The organism is Bacillus sp. OV166 (genome assembly GCF_900177675.1).
GTDB lineage: Bacteria > Bacillota > Bacilli > Bacillales > Cytobacillaceae > Neobacillus.
In genome coordinates this window covers 6,004,914-6,025,300 of the sequence record NZ_FXWM01000001.1, presented here as the reverse complement: position 1 = coordinate 6,025,300, position 20,387 = coordinate 6,004,914, and the positions used below count along the sequence as shown (strand labels likewise).

Genomic DNA, 20,387 nt, shown 5'->3' with positions numbered 1-20,387 from the left:
AATGACGAAATATTTATAGACATAAAGTTTCAACTCTTGCAGCCACTTATTAAAACAAATGGAATCTTCCGATTATGATCGTCCAAATGATCAAAGTTAAGATTGGCATGGAGATTAGGGTGATTAACCACGCTCTTTCAAATAGGTTATAGCCTTTTTTCTCCGCAAACCATTCAGACAATAGGATCAGGAGATAAAGGGCGATGAACTCTAGCGTAATAGTTAATAACTTATAGAGTACAAAATTGAAGAAGCCATGATTGTCCATGTTTATCCCCCTTCGCTTGTACATGTTTATTCGTTTCCAGGCTAAAGTATTATAAAAACTAAGGCTGTGGTGTCAGGCACCATTTACAAAATGTCCCTACCCTAATTAATAGGAAGCTCGCTACGGTTAAACGATTTGATACTATAAATATATTTTTATACAAAAAAATTGACAAAATCTGAACGGAATTTGTCGCTGAAGAGGTCATTTTCGTAGGAAAAGTTGAAATATGGGCTGAATTTTATCCCCGGGTACCTTGAGATGATGACTTTCCTCAAAAATAAAAATAAAAGATTAGATTTGTAGATTTTTGACTAAACATTCTTAATTACGAACACAACACCCCTTTGTTAAGATAGTAATGTACTTAATAACGAATGGAGCGGTGTTATGAAAATTGGTAAAAAATTCAAGAGTTTAGTATTAGTTGGCGCTTTACTTATGTCCTTACCCGTTAACGCTTTTGCAAAAGGCCCTGCAAACGCCGCAAAAAGTCCTCAAAAACCGGTCATTGATTATGTGGCTTTAGGGGATTCGCTCGCAGTAGGATATACGCCCTTTGGTCCAGGTGATGTAGGATATCCTGACTACATTGCACAAGATTTTGAGAAAGAAAATTACAAAGTTGATTACGATAATTATGCGATCCCTGGCTATACTTCAGCCCAATTGTTGAAAGATGTCCTTTCCAACAAAGAGGTAAGGGCGGGAATTAAAGAAGCTGAGTACATTACCATTGATATTGGGGGAATTGACCTTCTAGGGGCTCTAAAGGCTGACCCAACTGGTAAAGCTGCTCCAGCTGCAATTGCCCGTGCATCTCTGAATTTACAAATCATTTTACAAACGATTGATAATTTAAACCGCAATGCGAAGGTTTATGTCATGGGTTATTACAATACCTTCCCTTATTTGCCTGCGGAACAACAGGCCGGGCTGCTGCCATTGTTGTTTGCGTTTAATAGTAAAATCGACACGCTATCCAAAGCCAATCACGATACGTATGTGCCGACTTACAATGTGATTGCATCAAACTATCCATTGTATCTTCCAAATCCATTTGACATTCATCTAAGTCTAGCAGGCTATCAAGTTGTTGCCGACCAGTTCTGGAGAGAAATTGATCCGACCTTACCATAGAGGAAATAACGACAACCAGAACGTTATTATCACCGATAAAAAGCAAAAAAGTAACCGCTCATCCATCTGGATTGGGCGGTTACTTTTTTTATCCCACAAAGTAAGATATTTGGTGCAAAGGACATATCCCTGTATAATCAAAAGAAATATGAAGCTATTGAATGATCCGATTATAAGCACTAATACTCCCTCATTTGAAAGGAACATGAACCCATGCGATTAGAAGGAAAGAAAGTAATTAGTCTCGTTCATAATGATTTTGAAGATTTAGAGTTATGGTATCCGATTCTTAGACTTCAGGAAGAGGGGGCAGTCGTCCATCTTGCCGGAGAAAAAGCAAAGGAAAAATATATTGGTAAATACGGCGTACCGGCGATCTCTGATTTTGCCTATGGTGAGGTTAGCGCTGAAGACTATGACGCAATCTTAGTTCCAGGAGGATGGGCACCAGATAAAATTCGACGTTTCCCTGAAGTCCTTTCTCTGCTTCAGCAGATGAATGCGGATGAAAAGCCAATCGGACAAATCTGCCACGCAGGCTGGGTACTAGTTTCTGCAAAAATCCTTGATGGAAAAAAAGTAACCAGTACTCCTGGTATCAAAGATGATATGGAAAATGCAGGCGCGATTTGGTATGACGAACCCGTTGTGACGGACGGTCACCTTGTGTCCAGTCGTCGTCCACCGGATCTGCCTGACTATCTACGCGAATTTATTAATGTCTTAGAAAAGAAATAGTCATGGAAGGGAGATAGCGAGCAATAACTCGCTGTCTTTTTTTTGATTCTGTGGCTAGTCATTCTCCGAACATGGGGTAAGACATCCTCCTTTTTTCTGAGGTCATGGAAACGTTTAACACCTAATCGTTACGGTTAATTCTTTTTTTCCGAGGTCACGGTAACGATTAACCTCTAATCGTTACCACTGACTGCTTTTTTCTTTGATTACGGGCAGAATAACTTTGCTAATTGATTTTTCTCGCGGAAAGATTGAATTTTTCTAATGGGATTAGAAGATGATGGTGTTTACACCTCGACCGACCAAACCACAAACCATGAAACCTTTCCATTTATCATTCGTATGTTTTATTGATAAGAATAAGGGTAATTTTGTAGAAAATAAACAAACGAGGGTGACTCAAAATACATGGAAACAAGAGATGAATTATTGAAAGAACTAACTGTTATTGAGAAGTGGGAAAATGGCCAGAGCGATCTGTGGATTTGGGATCGCCTGGGACGGCTGCCATTTAAGATACTCGATAAAATCACTCCGCAATTCATTCACAATAAAGTGGGGAAATTACTAGAAGAGGTCGGTAACTATATTCAGACCGGCGGCAGCTATTTAATTAAAGAAGATAAACTATTTGATAAAATTGAAAAAGAGACAGGTAAGCCGATTAACCAAATAGCTGATATCAAGGAGATCCCTTTAGCTGACATGAATAAGATAAGCGAAGAGTTGACCGGTCAACGAAAGAAGTTTGCGACGATCCAAGGAGCGAGCACCGGAATCGGCGGGATTTTTACTCTTGCGATCGATGTTCCGGCTTTAATGGGCATTTCATTAAAAACGCTGCAGGAAATTGCTATCATCCATGGATATGATCCTAACGAAAAAAGCGAACTAATTTTTATAATTAAATGCCTGCAGTTTTCCTCAGCCGATATTGTCGGCAAACGTGCGATTTTGAATGAGCTTTCCAGCTATTATCAACAAGGGAGCGGGTCAGGTGAAATGATGTCGCAGCTGCAAGGCTGGCGTGAGGTTGTTTATACATACAGAGACCAGTTTGGGTGGAAGAAGCTGTTTCAAATGGTACCTATTGCTGGGATGATTTTTGGTGCATTTACAAACAGGTCAATGATTAATGACCTAGCGGAGACCGGGATTATGCTTTATCGGAAAAGAAGGATTCTTGAGAGATTGGAACAGGAATAGTGTCAATCTAATTTGGTCGTAAGTTTGTTAATAAAAGAAACAGCATTTTTTGAAGGGATTACGTTTCCAATCGTAAAGCTGAAAAAAGCACCGCATAATGCGGTGCTTTGTCATTTACAGATTAAAAAGCCCAGTTACGATTTTGTACAGGGAGAACAAGTTTTTTTCATTTTATAACTTGTTTTTAAGAATAAAGGAGGATTATTTAGAAAATGCTACTTAAATGGGGAAGATTGGTTATCGTTAGGGGGGACTGCCTTGTTCAATCATATGGTAAAAGCTATACCTAATTTATTTACGATTGGAAATTTATTGTGCGGTGTTCTTTCAATCACCTCTAATATGAGTGGCTTTTTGGAAGTAGCCTCCATTTTTATTTTCTTATCGGCAGTTTTAGATCTTCTTGACGGAAGAATAGCAAGAAAATTAAAAGTGAATAGTGAATTTGGCGTAGAATTAGATTCTTTAGCTGATATTGTTAGCTTCGGAGTTGCTCCTGCACTTCTATTTCATTCGATAGCTGCACCATCCATTTTAACTTCATTGGCATTTATCCTTTTCCCAACGATGGGGGCATTGAGATTAGCTAAATTTAGTGTTAAACCAACCATTGGATATTTTAGAGGATTACCTATTCCAGCTGCTGGATTGCCATTGGCTGGTATGGGATTGTTTTTATATAGCAATGCATGGATCACCTTAATCCTCGCTTTCTTAATGGTAAGTCCAATTAGGATTAAAAAAATTTAATATTATTATCTATTGTTTAAAAGCTAGTAACTTTTTCAAAAAAGGAATAGACTTCTTGTTTTTTGAAATGATACGATTGGAAAAATGAAAATTAATACATATAAAGTCATCATGGTTAAGAGAAAATTTCAAACAGACAAAAACCCCATATCTACAAGAGTAGGCAAGAGGGTTTTTGTCTGTTCCATGCCATTCCTAATTCATTAGAGTTACGGTTTTTTCCTCAAAGTATTTATTCATTAGTAAATTAAGTCTGATTGAAAGTGTAATATATTCGGAGCTGCTTGGACCTATTTGATTATATATTTCGCTTAGTTTCGTTTTAAGAGTAACTATTTCCTGTAAAAGTTCCATGTTTTCATTATGAGCAGATTCGATTGCTTCCATCATACACCTCGTAAAATAATATTTTTTTCCAACAATGGTTTGGAAGGCATGATGACTTGATTCCTTATTCTTCGTCTTCTAATGATAATACGATTCCAATCCCATTCTGATAGTAACATAGTGGATTTTTCATGTGAACAGGGAATGAAATAGTAAAAATATTTGAAAAAAGGTAAATAATATTGGTATATCAAGTGTTCTCCAATAGCAATTTGTAACCGCTTGAAAATAAACAAATACTGAATTTAGCTTATTTCGATTCACTGCGAACAAGTTATATTGTAATAACATCAAAATTAAAATAAAAATATTTTAATAATTACAAATAATTAAGATGAGGCATCAAATCTGGTTAAAGCTTTTTATAAAAAAAATATCCGGCAAGATGCCGGATCTACAAAAAATATATTAAAAGGGGGTCATGAAAAAGAAAAAGTTAAATGTTGTCCTCTTCATGTATTTATCGTACTACTTAATCATGAACAAACTATGAATAAACCGTTTAGTTTTTATTAATAAAGTTAAATTCAAAACTATTTATGGGAATTATAGGTTAAATAACATTGGGCTCTGCCCACTAGATCGTTAGATATTGTTTGCAAAGATTGTTACAAATGCGCTTAGTAGAACAGTTCCAATGGCTATGAAACTATAAGTAAGGTTCTTTTTGCGCTTTTTCTTTTTAAGCATTTCTTCTGTGGTGAGCCAGTAGCTTTTTGACATCTATTTTTACTCCTTTGTGCCATTTATAAAATTTACTGTATTCCTGTGTTTTTCTGGGTTTCCAAAATGATATTATACAATAATTTCAAAAAGCTGGAAAGTGGACTATAGCTGGTAAGATTAGGGAAATCCATTGAGGAATAAACATACAAACCTCCTCCTTATATTAATCAACTATTTGAATCGGAAAAAGAAAAAGGTAATTTCTGTCGAAAATTGTGTTTTGAAATTGGTAAGAGATGGTACAATAGAATGATGAATTTGGGAATTATTTAATGTCGATAAGATGTTTTTTGTTTCTTGTTCTTCCTAATCGTAGGTGGCAAAAACCTTGGCATGGCTCAGCAGCTTCATTGGCAGGCATCCCTTTAGTTTTTTACATAAGAATCGGTGGGTAATTCGCCTAATTTATAGGTGAAATAAGCTCCCATATTTTCTTTTAGCATAGTATGCAAAAGAAAGTAGGTGAAAACATGACATTAGGGTCACATGGTATGATGTCATTTCCAGGAATGGGGATGAGCGGTTCACCAGGAATGGGGATGGGCGGTTTCCCTGGAATGGGAATGGGCGGTCAACCAGGCATGGGGATGGGCGGTTTTCCAGGCATGGGAATGGGCGGTCAACCAGGAATGGGGATGGGCGGTTTTCCAGGGATGGGAATGGGCGGTCAACCAGGAATGGGAATGAGTGGTTTCCCTGGAATGGGAATGGGCGGTCAACCAGGAATGGGGATGGGCGGTTTTCCAGGCATGGGGATGAGCGGTCAACCAGGAATGGGGATGGGCGGTTTCCCAGGAATGGGGATGGGCGGTTTTCCAGGCATGGGAATGGGCGGTCAACCAGGCATGGGGATGAGCGGTTCACCAGGAATGGGAATGGGCGGTCAACCAGGAATGGGGATGGGCGGTTTTCCAGGAATGGGAATGAGCGGTTCACCAGGAATGGGAATGGGCGGTCAACCAGGCATGGGGATGGGCGGTTTTCCAGGAATGGGGATGTAGCGGTTTCTCTAGAATGGATATATAGCGATGATTTAACCAAGTTTCCAATACTTTGTTCATCAAATAAGTGCTTTTGCGAAAACAAAGCTGTCAATGTGGCAGCTTTTTTTATCAAAAAGCAGCGTAATACCCCTAGATTTAGCAATGGGGATACTCATGGAAAAATCCAGGCACTAAAAGGAATTAGTCTTGACGTGGAACAAGGTAAAATTGTAACCATACTTGGTGCTAACGGAGCCGGAAAAAAAAGACTACAATGAAGACAATATCTTGGAAGAAGATCAAGTTAGTTAGGATTTTGGGTCAGACCCCAACTTAGCTAAAATTTAAAGTGATAAAGTATGAATGCGAGGCGCAAGAGAGAAGTGCTACCAACACCTCTCTCTTTTTTATTATAATCCCATAGTTTTGGGTCCAGTCACTACCCAAATAATGGTAAGGGAGTAACCTTTTCTATTTATGCTACTAAGGAAATTGGACAAAGGAAGACCTAGTTATTTCAATTCTTTTTAAAGAAAACAAAAAAGGAACGGAGAGATCCATTCCCTTCTTGACTACATTTCAAGTCCTGCTTGGAATTTTTAATTACTTAGAGAATTCTAGTTTAAAATCACCATCATAAGGTTTATGCTCAACTGTTATGGTTATGTCCTTCCCATCTTTATCTTTACCTTTTCGCATATATGTGAATTTATTTTCATTAAGCTCTGTTAGTTCAAGAACGGCACCATACTTCATCCCTAGGGAAACATGTGCTCTTATCTTATTTCCATGTACGACATCGAAATAGCCGTAATCACCGCGGCTTTCACCCGTATTTGCATCAAAAAATTCATATTTATTTGTCTTATTATCATATTTGGCTAGTCCTAAATAATTTGAATTATAACTTGATACATCGTTTCCGTTTTCATCTAATGCCACGGTTCCTTGCCATAAGGTGCTTGATAAAATTTTATCCCCATCAATGTTTGTCACTACTTCTCCTGTAGTCGTTTCCAACTTCTTGTCCGGATCAGTAAAGGAAAGTTTTGTTTCTTTATAAGGAATATGATCAACGAATACCTCTACTTCGTTACCATTAGCATCTTTTCCCATTCTTTTATAGGTAAAGATATCTTTATTTAGTTTTGTTATTTCGACAACAGCTTGGTAACCCATGGATTCTGAAATTAATACTCTAATCTTTCCATCGTTGGTGATAAAGAAAGTTCCTTTATCGCCACGGCTTGCTTTTGTCGTTTTATCAAAAAATTCATATCTCGATGTTTCATCGTCATATTTCGCAAGACCGATAAAGTTTGCGTTCTCTTTTGTTAAGTCATTTTTATCCTTATCATATACTTTTGTACCTTGCCAATTTGTGTTACTAAGTATATTAGCCAATTCCTGTCCTTTGGTTTCCTTATTTTGTTTTTTGCTCTTTTTTGCCGTTTGTTCTTGCTTCTGTTCACTCGTTTTCGCTTGTGTGACTGTGCTGCATCCTGTTATCACTAAAGTTAACCCAAGTAGTATAGATGGTAATATTTTAGCTTTTTTGTTCATTTTATCGTCTCCTCATTTCTTTATTTTGGTGTAATTTACACTAGTGTCTATGATTTCTAGTACTAACATGGTTCTGTGTTTAGAGATGGGAACCTTATACGCTCTGGTTACTTTGCTCCTGCTTTTAGCAAAATATGTTCAATCTCTTTAAATCCTTTCTCGCGTGCATGCTGTATAGGTGTCACATTATTATGATCAGGATTGTGTACATCTGCCCCATGATCTATTAGTAATTGCACTGTTTGCTGCTGTTTTTCGTCACCATTACTCAAAATAATCTCTTCTAGTAAAGCTGTCCAACCGAGATCATTTACATGATTAATATCGATATCAGTACTGGTAAGAAGTTCTTTAATTACATCCACATATCCATGTTCAGAAGCTGGGATTAAAGCAGTTCCTCCAAACCGGTTAGTTATAGATGGGTCGGCACCTGCTTCAATCGTAAGTTTAAGAATATCTATATATCCTTCTGCACCAGCATACAGGAAGGGGGTATTTTCCATGTTATCTTTGATGTTGACATCTGCCCCCGAATCAATTAGGATTTTTGCAATCTCTACATCATTGTTATAAGTCGCAATCATAGTGGCAGTTCGCCCTTGTGAGTCCTGTGAATTAATATCAATACCTTCCTCAATCAATCTTCTTATGGTATCCGTTTCTGTGTTTTCTACAGCTTGAAATAGTTTTTCATTCACATCTATTGCTCCTTTTATCTCTTTTTCCTGTTCATTTGGATCACCATCGTTATCAGAGACACATCCCTGAAGAATGAAAATACATCCAATGAATATTGTTAGCCACCTCCACATGAGAATTTCACCAGCCTTTCGTTAATTATTACTTTAATTATGTTAATACTTAATCTTGAACTCCCTCTAAATAATTTCTTAAAATAAGATAAACTTTTTAATAAAATTTCTTAAGATTGATAAAAAAAACCGTCACCTTTGTGACGGTTCCTCAGATTATTTAATTTAAATATTAAATCGATACCCGGCTCCCCAAACCGTTTCTAAAAATTTTGGATGTGAAGGATCTCTTTCAATTTTCCCGCGAATTTTCCTGATATGAACTGTCACAGTTGAAACATCTGCTGCCGTTTCTAACCCCCATATATTTTCATAAAGCTGTTCTTTGCTTAATACTTGATTCGGGTGCATCACAAGAAACACAAACAAATCGAATTCTTTTGTTGTGAACGGTATTTCTTCACTGTTCATATGAACTTTGCGCGCTGACTTATCAATCGAAATTCCATGTACGAGAATCGTATTTGTTTTAGCTTGATTTCCAGCTAAACGTTTATAACGCTCTAAATGTGCTTTCACCCTAGCTACCAATTCACTTGGACTAAAAGGTTTGGTTATATAATCGTCTGCCCCTAAACCGAGACCCCGAATTTTATCGATCTCGTCTTTTTTAGCGGAAACAAACAAAATAGGAATATTTTTAACAGCGCGTATTTGTTTACATATCTCAAACCCATTTACTCCTGGGAGCATGACGTCCAATATAATTAAATCATATTGATTTTGAAGAGCTAGTTGGAGTCCTGCATCACCAGTATGTTGAATTTCGACATTAAAATGATTAATTTCTAGGTAATCTCTTTGCAGTTCTGAAATACTAACATCGTCTTCAATAAGCAATATCTTTTTCACAATACATCACCTTTCTTCTTTAAGGAAAAGAAGATACTTGTACCTTTTCCTATCATGCTTGTAGCCCACATTTTCCCTCCATGCTCTTGAATTATATGTTTTGTGATCGCAAGTCCTAAGCCACTTCCGCCTGTCTGAGAATTTCTAGATTGTTCTGCCCGGTAAAACCGATCAAAAATGTAAGGTAAAGCAGCAGGCTCTATCCCTTGTCCATTATCTTTTACTTGTACAGTTACGTCATAAATTCCATCAAATAGAGAAATGGTAATGTTCTTTTGGTCCTTATTCATATATTTTACACAATTGCTAATTAGGTTGGCCAATACGCGTTTTAATTTCTCCCTATCTGCTATTACATTTATCGGTTTGTCCATAAGATGAAGGTCAATCCGGATCCCTTGTTGATGTAAATCATGGTGAAGGTCTTCTACGTAGTCTTCCATATATTTATCCAGTTCGACAGTTTCAAAAGTAAAGGGCTCTTTTTTTAAATCTAGCTTTGAAAATAAGAACAATTCATCTATTAGTGAATCCATATATATTGCTTTTTGGTACACAGTTGATAAGTACTTGTCCATTTTCTTTGGAGTATTAGCTACACCGTCTTTTATCCCCTCAACATATCCAATAATTGAAGTAATAGGAGTCTTCAAATCATGCGAAATATTGGACAGAAGTTCTTTTCGATTTTCCTCATACTGAATTTGGAGATTTACGGACTCTTTTAATTTTATTCTCATATCCTCAAAGGTTCTGTTTAACTGTCCGATTTCATCATTAGAAGCAGCTTTGATTTCAAAATTTAGATCTCCTGATTTTATTCTTTCTGCACCTTCCCTAAGAATTGAGATAGGTTTGATGATGCTTCGTGAAACTAGATAGTTCAAAAGTCCAATAATCATTATAAAGAGAACTAGCAATAGACCGAATAAAATTGGAAACAACTCACGAGTCAATTCAGCAAAGGAGCTTACCTTTCTCAATACAAAAATACTTCCTTTACTTTTATCAGAAAAATAGAAGTCAAACTTCACATACGTGAAAAAAAAATCTTCAATTTTAATCGTATCTCGCGTATTAATGTTCGTTTCCTCAAACCCAGGAAGGGACTTAATCAATGCTTTCTTATCAAGAGTGGGGGAAGCGTACTCTATCTTTCTATTCTTTCTTACGACAATTTTGATCTCTTGCTGTTCAATCTTTTTTAGTTCCTCTTGGTATAGAAGTTGTTTAGGATTATTTTTAGCCAATAACTTTAAATCTAGGAACGCACTTTCCTCTACTGGTGTTAAGGGTTTTTGAACATAAGATTTTTTGTAAAAATGCTCGATAGATTTTACATCACCTGTTACCGCAAAAATAAGTAAAAAACCAGCCGCTAATAATAAAGTGATAGAAACAAGGACTACTCCAACGTAGGACAACAGAAACCTCATTTTAATTGACATCATATTCACCCCAGTGTCTATCTCTTGCTCATTCTTTAATAGAAGTTTACCGTTTAATCGGCTTGTTCTTGAATGCGAAATGCTGTTTGCAAATTACCATATCACATAATCCTTAAAACTTTCTAAAATATATATGAAAAATCCTTAAACATCAAACAATAAACGGCTTAAATAGTAACGGATTAGAGTTGGGGTTGCGTGGAGGCGTCAACCAGTGGTCCTTTGTTGATCGATTACGAAATTTTGATTAGAAAAGTGGAATTTCGTAAGTTGAAAAAAGCTTCTAGTATTGATAGTTACGACCAGGAATTGTATAATATTTACAATGATAGCTAATTAGGAAGTGGTCGGATGAAAATAAAGAGCTTTATAGTTACTTTTGGTTCATTTGTATTGATTGTGGGACTGCTTTACCTAGTTGGACATATGTTTATTATTCCTTCGTTAATGTTCCATCACGAATATACAAATAACGCAAATGGTTTCTTTATTACAACTGGTTCGTTGACTCCGCTTGTTATCGGGTTGATTATTAGCTTTTTGGCAGAAAAAATTTATATTTTCAAGTCCCGTCAAAAACTTGGTTAATCATGCCAAGTTTTTTTGTATGTCATTAATATGTTTTTTAGTTAAGTTTGTAGGAACTATTTTTCTAGCTCTAAATGATCAATCGCAGCTTTTTTATATGCTCGGCTTAAGGTATGAGCTTTTTTATAAAGGACATTCTTTTTCCCATCGCTCATTTCTCCAACAAATTTAACGACAACTTTTCCCTTTAACTCCGTCCATAATTGATTAAACTCTTTTATATAGGGTTTAACCGAACCTTCATAAGCATTTACATCAATAGCGTTGTCGCAAGAGGCCTATCATATGGATAATTTACAAGATGGTCATTAGTTAGATAGAGTTGATAAAATTGGAAAAACAAAAGGGGAGAATAAAATGGACATACTACATAAGATTTTGGAACTTGATTTTGCGTACCTTGATACCTTTACAAATCGGATGGATACTTCGTGGGGATCTATTTTTTACAATGAAGACCAACCGGCCTATTATGATGCAAATCATGCCCATATAATTCAGGTTCCGGAAAATCCCGAGGCTGTGATAGAAGAAGTTTTGCACTTCTATACGGATAGAAATTTAGCACCGAGGTTTTACATCTATGATTTTGAGAAACAAGCAAGATTTATTGAAGCGCTGCAAACTTATCAATTTCAGACTGAATCACTGGTTAGTCCAGTGCAGCTTTGGAATCAAGAGATTAACGAACATAAACGTAATGACAAAGTTACAATTGAGAGGGTAACAACAGATAATTTTCATGAAGCATTAGAGATTGAGTGCAGTATTAAGGAACTGGGTGGAAGGGAAGTAAGAGAGAAGTCTTTTCCAGAAGAGTTTAAACACCCTTCATTTACACATTATCTCTTAAGATATGACGGGGTTGCCTGTTCAACCGCATGCTTATTTGAACATGAGGGCCAAGTTCGGCTTGAGAGTGTCGCGACTATTGAAGAATATCGCGGAAAGGGACTCATTGGGGAACTTATCTACTTTTTGCAAGAGGAAGTAAAGAATCAAGGAGTGGAGAATTTCTGGGTTTTTCCGATCAATGAGAGAGTCGAAAAGGTTTACTTGAAATATGGATTCCAAACGATAGCGAAACTAACTACTGGACATGCATTTTTATCTGGAAAGAGTATTAAGGAAATACAGGGAAGCTAATGATTCGAAAGTTTCCCTCTGGATTTACCAGTGCCTTTGGTCACCACTCGAAATTTATCGAAAAGTGATAAGTTTTTAGTGTCAGCGGAAATGAACTTAGGGAAGAACCTTTTAGAAATAAAAATTCGGAGGATATAAAAATGTTAATAGACAAAATCATAGATTTCGAAAATAATTTTGCAGAGATCCAATCTACAGTAATCGAAAAAACTTATGGGAAAATCTTTTATGATAAGAATAATCCTTTATCGTATGATAGTAATCATGCATTCATTTACGAAGATTCTGACTATGAAGTCGCTATTAAAGATATTGTACAATTTTATCAATCAATCGACATAACTCCACGAGTGTATACATTCTCAAGACAAACAAGTGCAGTTGGTCAATATTTAGAGAGTAAAGGATTTAAGAAATCATTAGATGAAATTTGTTTCTTTGTCCAAAAAAACAAAAAAATAATAGATATTCCTCAGGCACTTCAAATTAATAGATTAAACCAAATAGATGAAACAATAAATGAATTACTCAGCTCTGATAAAGAACAAGGTGAGTGGGGTTATAAATCTCTGTTAAAGTCGATAGATAACGAAAATTTTTATTTGTTTGGTGGATACGTTGATGAAGAATTGGTTTGTATAGCTTCCTTGTACAGCAAAAATGATATTTCTAGGGTAAATGATGTATTTACTAAAAAAGATAAAAGAGGAAAGGGTTATAGCAGCCAATTAATTAACTTTATTACTGGTTTTAATGATCAGACACTAAAAACAATAAGTTATTTATATGCTCACAATCCTAATGCAATAAAAGTATATAAAAAAGCTGGATATGAGGAAATAAATGCAATTATTAGAGGTTGTTACTGGTTCGATTAGAAAAAATAATTCTATTTGAAGTTCTACACTGCCATTGGTTTGCTGGAAAACAACTGCTTTTTTGAGAAAATAAAAAGAAGAAGCATGACCTTCTTCTTTTTATATAAATTATGTTAATTTAAGCGAAACACATAAAATTTCTTATTTGTGAATACCTGTAACTTACTTTTTGGCGACGTCCTAGCCTCCAGGTATATCCGGATACTCCATTTTTTCTAACTTCTGTTGGGTAAAACCAAAAATCTCTTCCAAAAGGACCTGGCATTCTTAACCCTATTAATCCCCATTTACCTAAACAATTACACATCCAAGACCTCATTTGTCCAGTTTGTGCAGCTCCAGAAAACGTTGCAGGTAATGCTGGCATTTGTGCTGGTGGTGGTGTGGTCGGAGCATCTTCAGCATCATCTGGTCGATACACTTCATCATCAGTATCTCTTGAAGTATACACTGATTCATAACCAGAATTTTGTAAATGATAATCGGGTTGTTGAGCATAATTACTATATGGAAAGTATTGTGGCGAATTATTCACTTATAAGATCTCTCCTTATCCAATAAATCTAAGTTATTAGTATGCTGTCCTGTCATTATATGAAGCTTATTTACAGCAATAAATATACGGAAAGAAGGAAGAACACCCCCCATTTTAATAACGATTTTCCTCTTTATTCAATTAACCTGTTTCTTTAGCTATAAAAAGAAAAGCTGCCTTAATTTTGCGAATCGAGAGGACCATACAAGTATTTGTATGGTCATCCTGCACTTTGAGAGGTTGCTTTTTGCATAAATCTAATTTTTTGATATGCTGAAAATAGACGGTTAAAAAGAGATATAACAAATTGGAAAGGCTAAAATCAATAAAGTGAGGTTTATGAATGATTTTTACCTATGCTATTACACAAGATAATCAGTTGATAAAAGATGTAAAGTTGGAGGATCTAAGGTCAGATAGGTTCAAATTTTATTGGGTGGATTTTGAGGAACCAACTAATGCGGAAACAAAGTTGTTAAGTGAATTTTTCCACTTTCATCCCTTGGCGATTGAGGATTGTCTGCATTTTATCCAGCGCCCCAATATGAATTATTATGATGGTGTCCTTTTCTTTGTTTTACATTCAGTAAGTAAAACAATAAGGTGCGAGGAGATTGATGTTTTTGTAGGAGAAAACTATGTCGTGTCCTTTCATAAGGAGAAGGATGAGGCAATAGATATGGTTAAGCAAAAATTATGTGCAAGTAAGGAAATGGAAAAGGTTGGACCGTTATTTGTTCTACATAGCATTATTGATGAATTAGTGGATTGCTATTTTCCAATTTTGCATCAAATTGAAGACAAACTAAATGAATATGAAGAGAAGGAAGCCAGCAGCAAAAAAGTCATCGAAGAGGTTTATGAGATTCGCAGAGATCTGATTCGGTTGCGAAAAACGATCATTCCGATGAGAGATTTGTTATACCGGATGATAAACTCGAAGCGGATTCAGGAAACAAAGCAAATTCACCATTATTTTTCCGATATTTATGATCACTTAATGAAGTTAACGGATATGGTTGCGTCTAATCAAGATGTTACTTCTGATATGAGGGAGAATTACATGTCCATTCAATCCAATCGAATGAACTCCATTATGATGACACTTACCGTTATAACAACCATTTTTATGCCACTTACATTTATTGTGGGAGTGTACGGAATGAATTTTGATCATATGCCAGAGTTACATTGGCAATACGGCTATTTCATCACTCTAGGGGTTATGGCGATTATTGTAATTTTAATGATTTTTTGGTTTTACAAAAAGGGCTGGTTATTTAAAAGGTAACAAACAACCAATATTAAGTAATTTCAGAAAGAGTAAGGTGTATGGTTACATATTAATCGTCACTGACGATACTTCATATGATATATTCCCGATTTTTTGAATCAATTCCACCTAAACACGAACATTAAGTAGTTATAATGGATTAATATTCACCTTTTTATTGATTTTCTATTTTATATTTGCTATATTATCATAGTAATCATCTTACATATCATTACTCGTATATACTCGGTAATATGGTCTGAGTGTTTCTACCTGGTTCCCAATGAAAGAACTAGACTACGAGTTAAAGTATTTGGCTGTACGACTTTTTTAGCCGTTGCCCTGTTATCATTTGGCATATTTATCTATTTTTGCTAAATGATCTATACTTTGACTCTTGTAGGTCTAGAAGGTAGAAATCATTCTACATTTTCTAGACCTTTTTTATTGGCCAAATTTTTCGAGTTCAACACACATCAAGAGAAAAGGGAGAGGTTTTTTATGACAAACAAAATCTTAAAGAAATACGCTCCATTAGCAGCTATTGCTCTACTGTTCTTATTGTTGCTTGCATTACGTAATTCAGCTTTTCTAAATGAAACAGAGGTAGAGGGTGCTGGGAGGCCAATACTTATTCAAGGTCCAATGCCAATAGAGGCTGAAAAATTTGCACAAAAGTTAGAAAAAGTTAAAGTGGAAAAATCAGGAGCTTTCGTCTTTTACAAAGGAAAGCTGAACAATTATCCTGTAATCGTTGCTAAAACAGGTAAGGGAATGGAAAATACAGCAGCCGCTACAGCAGTGGCGATTGAAAAATATAACCCGATCGCTATCATCAACCAGGGGACATCTGGCGGACATGATCCGAAACTACATGTATTTGATATTGTTTTAGGAAAAAGTACGACAAATATCGGTTCCTTAAAAACAGAAAGTAAGAATGAAAACGAGGGAATGGATCCCACACAATGGATCCCGATGGACTTAATGGCTTCTGAAGGAAGCGGGTCAGATCCTAATGCTGAAAAAATTCGTTACTACGAGGGCGATAAGGATTTACTTGCAGCTGCTAATGCAGTAAAAGATACCTACACTAAGGGTAAAGTTGTCGAGGGTACGATCGGTTCAGCAGACGTTTGGAATAATGAAGTTGATCGAATTAAATGGTTCCATACGAATTACGGTACATCTGTAGAAGAAATGGAAGGTGCCGCAGCAGCACAAATGGCCAAAGCTTATGATGTACCATTCTTGGGTATTCGAGTACTGTCTAATAACAAAACAAATGGTGATAAATACAACCCGGATACGGCAGCAGCCAATCAAGAATATGTTTATGAAGTAGTTAAGAAATACATTTCTACTATTCAAAGCAAATAATATCGTAAAACTAAACAAACACCCTTGTCCAAGTAGACAAGGGTGTTTGCTTTATGTGAACATTAGCCACTTTAATATCTATTAATCCCTGCGTTTTATAATTCATCTAATCTTCCATTTGTGGTGATACATCATAAATTATACTATTCCAGTAGTATTTATCCAATAATAAAAAAAGATTAGGAATTTCACCTAAAAAAAGACAAAAAAGAGAGAGAATGCCATGGGTGCATTCTCTCTAAATTATTGACGAATTCAAACACATTAGAAATGGTTCTCAAAGGACTTAAGTTGAGGTATACGACTATTGCAATTAAATAAAAAAAGATCCGTAAGGAATAGATAAAATCCTTTGTACGTGTTTTGTAAGTATTGAGAAAAGGTCAAGGTAAGGATTTAGGGGTTTAGAATATTTATCTTCCAATAATATCCTATTATAATCGTTAAGCAGTTTGTCTAGTTCTTGGCTGCAATAGATGGTTTCTTCATTTTGAAGTCCTTTTGTCATTCCTAATTTAATCATTTCGTTTTTTTTCTCTTTAATAGCAGCTTCACATTGTTCTAGTCTCATAGCCCGATTACTCCTTATAAAATTTCAGTAAAGTTAGATTCTAATGGAGTTGAAATGAATTATAGCATTTTATTAACTGATATGGATTAGATTCGATAAAACAAGATAAAAGGAGACAAAAATAGACGAGGCATGTAGATTTTCGACAACATGGCCTGTTGAATTTACTCATATTGTAGTTCCTTAAAGAGTTGAAGGACTTTAAGACTAAAATTTGCAGGAGTGTTCCAACAACTAATAGGTAGATAGTAAGCTCTTCTGGAGATTAAAAAGACCGAATTTCTTCTATATAAGAAAGAAATTTCTGTTATTATTATTTTATACTTAAAAAGGTGAATGGAAGGATGCGTGATCGTTTGATGGACCACTATGATGTGATTATTGTAGGCGCAGGGTCTATGGGCATGGCTGCAGGGTATAATTTATCGAAGCTTGGAAAAAGGACATTATTACTAGATTCTAATGATCCCCCCCATAGCTTGGGCAGCCATCATGGGGATACTAGAATCATTCGCCATGCCTATGGAGAAGGAAGGAAATATGTTCCGCTTGCACTCCGAGCTCAAGCATTATGGCGAGAATTAGAACAAGAATCAGGAATGGATTTGTTTTCACCTACAGGAGTATTGTGTGTCGGTGCAGAGGGCTCTTTATTTATCGAGGAAGTTGTCAAAAGTGCAAGAGAATTTTCTTTACCTCTTGAAGTACTATCAAGTGATGAGATAAATGTTCGGTGGCCAGGCTTCAATTTACCAGAAAGATCGATTGGATGTTTGGAAAAAAATTCAGGAGTGTTATTTAGTGAAGAATGTATTCGAGCCTATCGCCGACTTGGCTTAGCGAATGGGATGACATTGGTGCCATTTACAAAAGTGGAGAAAATTGAAAAGTTTGGTGAAGGTGCCATTGTACAAACAAATAGCGAGCAATATGTTGCTGATTATGTGGTTGTCTGTTCGGGAGCTTGGACAGGAAAAATCCTCGAGGGAACAGGATTAGACATTCCTCTTCAGCCGACACGGAAAACAGTCTCATGGTTTGAATGTGATGATTTTCTTTATGATTCCAGTCGATTTCCAGCTTTCACGATTGATTTATTAGATGAACATTATTATGGCTTTCCAAATATCAATGGAAGTGGGTTAAAAATCGGAAGACATGATGGTGGCGAAAAGGTAGATCCGGATTTTTTCAATCGGGAATACGGTGTCAATTCATCAGATGAGGATGAGGCTCGAAACTTTATTAAAAAGTATCTACCAAAAGCCAATGGTCCCCTGATTAAAGGTAAAACATGTCTTTATACACTTACTCCTGATGAGCATTTTATTATTGACCGTCACCCTATACTTTCAAATGTTATTATAGCGGCTGGTTTTTCAGGACATGGCTTTAAATTTGCTAGCGTCATAGGAGAAATAATAGGTAATCTAGTTACTGAAGGTAAAACAAATTATGATATCTCCCTGTTTTCACTTCATCGATTTTCAAATGAATTTACAAATTAATAAGAGGGGAACCTTAAATGCGGTTTCCCTCCTTTTTATGCACATATAATTACTTTACAATAGCAACATTGTGCTAATAGTTCGAATGATTATCTAGAGCCTTCTTTATTTCAAAACATTATAATTTAGTTAGATAAAGTGTAAACGCTTTAATAAAGATGAAAGGCAATTAAGTTATTTTTTTTAAAAATATTTATCTGAAAAATTAAAAAACAGTGAAAAGGAGTTTTTTATGAGCAATCAAAAATATTTAATGGATGATGCCCCGCTTAATAAATTTCATCTTCGTATTACTGCACTTACTTTCGGTTCTAATTTTTCAGATGGTTTTGCTTTAGGGATTATTGGAATGGCGCTTTCATTATTAGGACCTGAAATGAAACTTGGACCTATATGGGAAGGATTAATCGGAAGCTCGGCTTTAATTGGTCTCTTTTTTGGGAGCCTATTTCTAGGTGGGTTATCTGATCGCATTGGCAGACAAAAAATCTACTTAGCTAACTTTCTGATTATTACGATTGCCTCTGCTTTACAGTTTTTTGTCAATGATCCATGGACGTTATTCATTTTACGCTTATTGATCGGTATTGCATTAGGAGGAGACTACGCTGTTGGATCAACTTTACTAGCTGAGTTTGCCCCTAGAAAGTATAGAGGATTATTGCTTTCTTCTTTAAATGTACTATGGACAGTCGGTTATGTCGTTTCAAATCTAGTAGGTTTCTATTTACAAAAATCAGGACCGGATTCTTGGCGATGGATGCTTGTTAGTGCTGCGATTCCCGCTTTTATTGTGTTAATCTTGCGTCTGGGAACTCCAGAATCGCCACTCTGGTTAATTAAAATGGGGCGTGTGGAAGAGGCTCGTGCCATCGTTAGAAAATATATTGGGCCCAATGCCATCCTGGATGAAACGATTAAAGAAAATTCCAAAACAGCCTTCCGTACGGTCGATCTTTTCAGTAAACATCTTTGGAAACGGACAACCTTTGGATCTTTATTTTATTTATGTCAGGTTGTTCCATATTTCGCCATCTATACCTTTCTGCCTACGATATTAAGTAAAATGGGATTTGAAGAAACGTTTAGTGTTGATATGCAACTGAACATTTTCCTGCTAGTTGGATCGATCGTTGGAGTTTGGTGTACGGAAAAGCTTACGCGAAGAAGCTTCACGATTTCTACCTTTATCATTCTTACCATTTCTTTATTTTTGTTAAGTGTATTGCCTAAGGATGCGCAAACGTTTGCGATCATAATCTTTGCTACCTTTACTTTTGTTATGTCTGCGGCATCAAATCTTACATTAGTGTATCCTGCAGAACTTTTCCCTACAGAAATTCGTGGCACAGGTGTCGGCGTAACTACTGCTGTCAGCCGAATTGGTTCTGCTATTGGAACCTTTCTGTTACCAGTTAGTGTTAGTTCATGGGGGATGGGACCATCGATGATTGCGATGAGTGTTATACTGTTGATTGGAACAATTGTATCGATCGCATGGGCACCAGAAACAAAGTATCTATCGATAAGTGATGTTAATAAACCAGAACTTGAAACGGGGAACTCTCCAATCATAGATTCTTCGCTTTCAAGCAAAAGAAATTTATCATAAGCTTTATTTTGAATAAAGAG

At 36.0% G+C, this 20,387-nt stretch carries 19 protein-coding genes, 1 pseudogene and 1 riboswitch; of the genes and pseudogenes, 12 read left to right on the top strand and 8 right to left on the bottom strand.

Annotated elements, in window-relative coordinates:
• Window positions 1–49: 49 nt before the first annotated feature.
• Window positions 50–268 carry a hypothetical protein gene (locus CCK98_RS29550; RefSeq protein WP_088089867.1) on the bottom strand — a complete coding sequence of 73 codons (219 nt, stop codon included), beginning with the start codon at window positions 266–268 and terminating at the stop codon, window positions 50–52.
• 390 nt (window positions 269–658) lie between these two features.
• On the opposite strand from CCK98_RS29550, the gene CCK98_RS29545 reads away from it, so the two are divergent.
• The 4 genes from CCK98_RS29545 to pssA all read left to right on the top strand — a co-directional run bounded on the left by CCK98_RS29545 (window position 659) and on the right by pssA (window position 4,102).
• Window positions 659–1,408: a GDSL-type esterase/lipase family protein gene (locus CCK98_RS29545; RefSeq protein ID WP_088089866.1), complete on the top strand. Its 750-nt coding sequence runs from the start codon at window positions 659–661 to the stop codon at window positions 1,406–1,408.
• A 213-nt stretch (window positions 1,409–1,621) separates the two neighbouring features.
• Window positions 1,622–2,146 carry a type 1 glutamine amidotransferase domain-containing protein gene (locus CCK98_RS29540; RefSeq protein WP_088089865.1) on the top strand — a complete coding sequence of 175 codons (525 nt, stop codon included), beginning with the start codon at window positions 1,622–1,624 and terminating at the stop codon, window positions 2,144–2,146.
• Window positions 2,147–2,554: 408 nt separating this feature from the next.
• The gene (locus CCK98_RS29535) at window positions 2,555–3,352 is read left to right on the top strand and encodes an EcsC family protein (protein ID WP_088089864.1); all 798 of its coding nucleotides are present in this window, start codon (window positions 2,555–2,557) and stop codon (window positions 3,350–3,352) included.
• A gap of 258 nt (window positions 3,353–3,610) precedes the next feature.
• A complete protein-coding gene (gene pssA / locus CCK98_RS29530; protein ID WP_088089863.1) occupies window positions 3,611–4,102 on the top strand; it encodes a CDP-diacylglycerol--serine O-phosphatidyltransferase in 492 nt (163 codons plus the stop codon).
• Window positions 4,103–5,074: 972 nt separating this feature from the next.
• On the opposite strand, the gene CCK98_RS35735 is transcribed toward pssA, so the two are convergent.
• The gene (locus CCK98_RS35735; protein ID WP_179195964.1) at window positions 5,075–5,212 is read right to left on the bottom strand and encodes a hypothetical protein; all 138 of its coding nucleotides are present in this window, start codon (window positions 5,210–5,212) and stop codon (window positions 5,075–5,077) included.
• 473 nt (window positions 5,213–5,685) lie between these two features.
• On the opposite strand from CCK98_RS35735, the gene CCK98_RS29520 reads away from it, so the two are divergent.
• Entirely contained in the window at window positions 5,686–6,216 is a 531-nt protein-coding gene (locus CCK98_RS29520; RefSeq protein WP_088090589.1) for a hypothetical protein, read from the top strand.
• Window positions 6,217–6,801: 585 nt separating this feature from the next.
• Here the strand turns inward: CCK98_RS29520 and CCK98_RS29515 are convergent.
• The 4 genes from CCK98_RS29515 to CCK98_RS29500 all read right to left on the bottom strand — a co-directional run bounded on the left by CCK98_RS29515 (window position 6,802) and on the right by CCK98_RS29500 (window position 10,876).
• Complete coding sequence (locus CCK98_RS29515) at window positions 6,802–7,761, bottom strand: DUF4822 domain-containing protein (protein WP_088089861.1); 960 nt, start codon at window positions 7,759–7,761, stop codon at window positions 6,802–6,804.
• A gap of 107 nt (window positions 7,762–7,868) precedes the next feature.
• Window positions 7,869–8,576, bottom strand: coding sequence for an ankyrin repeat domain-containing protein (locus tag CCK98_RS29510; RefSeq protein WP_088089860.1), 708 nt, complete (start codon window positions 8,574–8,576; stop codon window positions 7,869–7,871).
• Window positions 8,577–8,741: 165 nt separating this feature from the next.
• Complete coding sequence (locus CCK98_RS29505) at window positions 8,742–9,428, bottom strand: response regulator transcription factor (protein ID WP_088089859.1); 687 nt, start codon at window positions 9,426–9,428, stop codon at window positions 8,742–8,744.
• On the bottom strand, window positions 9,425–10,876 hold the full coding sequence (locus tag CCK98_RS29500) for a HAMP domain-containing sensor histidine kinase (protein WP_088089858.1): 1,452 nt from the start codon (window positions 10,874–10,876) through the stop codon (window positions 9,425–9,427). Before CCK98_RS29500 ends, CCK98_RS29505 begins: the two co-directional genes overlap by 4 nt.
• A gap of 351 nt (window positions 10,877–11,227) precedes the next feature.
• On the opposite strand from CCK98_RS29500, the gene CCK98_RS29495 reads away from it, so the two are divergent.
• The 3 genes from CCK98_RS29495 (at window position 11,228) to CCK98_RS29485 (ending at window position 13,488) form a co-directional block, all read left to right on the top strand.
• Complete coding sequence (locus tag CCK98_RS29495; protein WP_088089857.1) at window positions 11,228–11,464, top strand: hypothetical protein; 237 nt, start codon at window positions 11,228–11,230, stop codon at window positions 11,462–11,464.
• Window positions 11,465–11,821: 357 nt separating this feature from the next.
• The gene (locus CCK98_RS29490) at window positions 11,822–12,610 is read left to right on the top strand and encodes a GNAT family N-acetyltransferase (protein WP_088089856.1); all 789 of its coding nucleotides are present in this window, start codon (window positions 11,822–11,824) and stop codon (window positions 12,608–12,610) included.
• A gap of 140 nt (window positions 12,611–12,750) precedes the next feature.
• On the top strand, window positions 12,751–13,488 hold the full coding sequence (locus tag CCK98_RS29485; protein ID WP_088089855.1) for a GNAT family N-acetyltransferase: 738 nt from the start codon (window positions 12,751–12,753) through the stop codon (window positions 13,486–13,488).
• A gap of 118 nt (window positions 13,489–13,606) precedes the next feature.
• Here the strand turns inward: CCK98_RS29485 and CCK98_RS29480 are convergent, their stop codons facing one another.
• The gene (locus CCK98_RS29480; RefSeq protein ID WP_088089854.1) at window positions 13,607–14,023 is read right to left on the bottom strand and encodes a hypothetical protein; all 417 of its coding nucleotides are present in this window, start codon (window positions 14,021–14,023) and stop codon (window positions 13,607–13,609) included.
• Window positions 14,024–14,366: 343 nt separating this feature from the next.
• Between CCK98_RS29480 and corA the strand changes: the two genes are divergently transcribed.
• Together corA and CCK98_RS29470 are read left to right on the top strand one after the other, a co-directional pair.
• Complete coding sequence (gene corA / locus CCK98_RS29475; RefSeq protein WP_088089853.1) at window positions 14,367–15,314, top strand: magnesium/cobalt transporter CorA; 948 nt, start codon at window positions 14,367–14,369, stop codon at window positions 15,312–15,314.
• 198 nt (window positions 15,315–15,512) lie between these two features.
• Window positions 15,513–15,616, top strand: a riboswitch (purine riboswitch).
• Between the two features lie 301 nt (window positions 15,617–15,917).
• A pseudogene (locus CCK98_RS29470) lies at window positions 15,918–16,676 on the top strand (5'-methylthioadenosine/S-adenosylhomocysteine nucleosidase); the annotation flags it as partial.
• A gap of 313 nt (window positions 16,677–16,989) precedes the next feature.
• Here the strand turns inward: CCK98_RS29470 and CCK98_RS29465 are convergent.
• Window positions 16,990–17,247 (bottom strand): aspartyl-phosphate phosphatase Spo0E family protein, encoded by a 258-nt coding sequence (locus tag CCK98_RS29465; protein WP_088089851.1) that lies wholly within the window; start codon window positions 17,245–17,247, stop codon window positions 16,990–16,992.
• A 344-nt stretch (window positions 17,248–17,591) separates the two neighbouring features.
• Between CCK98_RS29465 and solA the strand changes: the two genes are divergently transcribed.
• Together solA and CCK98_RS29455 are read left to right on the top strand one after the other, a co-directional pair.
• Window positions 17,592–18,755 (top strand): N-methyl-L-tryptophan oxidase, encoded by a 1,164-nt coding sequence (solA, locus tag CCK98_RS29460; RefSeq protein WP_256942488.1) that lies wholly within the window; start codon window positions 17,592–17,594, stop codon window positions 18,753–18,755.
• Window positions 18,756–18,987: 232 nt separating this feature from the next.
• A complete protein-coding gene (locus CCK98_RS29455) occupies window positions 18,988–20,367 on the top strand; it encodes an MFS transporter (protein WP_088089850.1) in 1,380 nt (459 codons plus the stop codon).
• Window positions 20,368–20,387 lie beyond the last annotated feature (20 nt).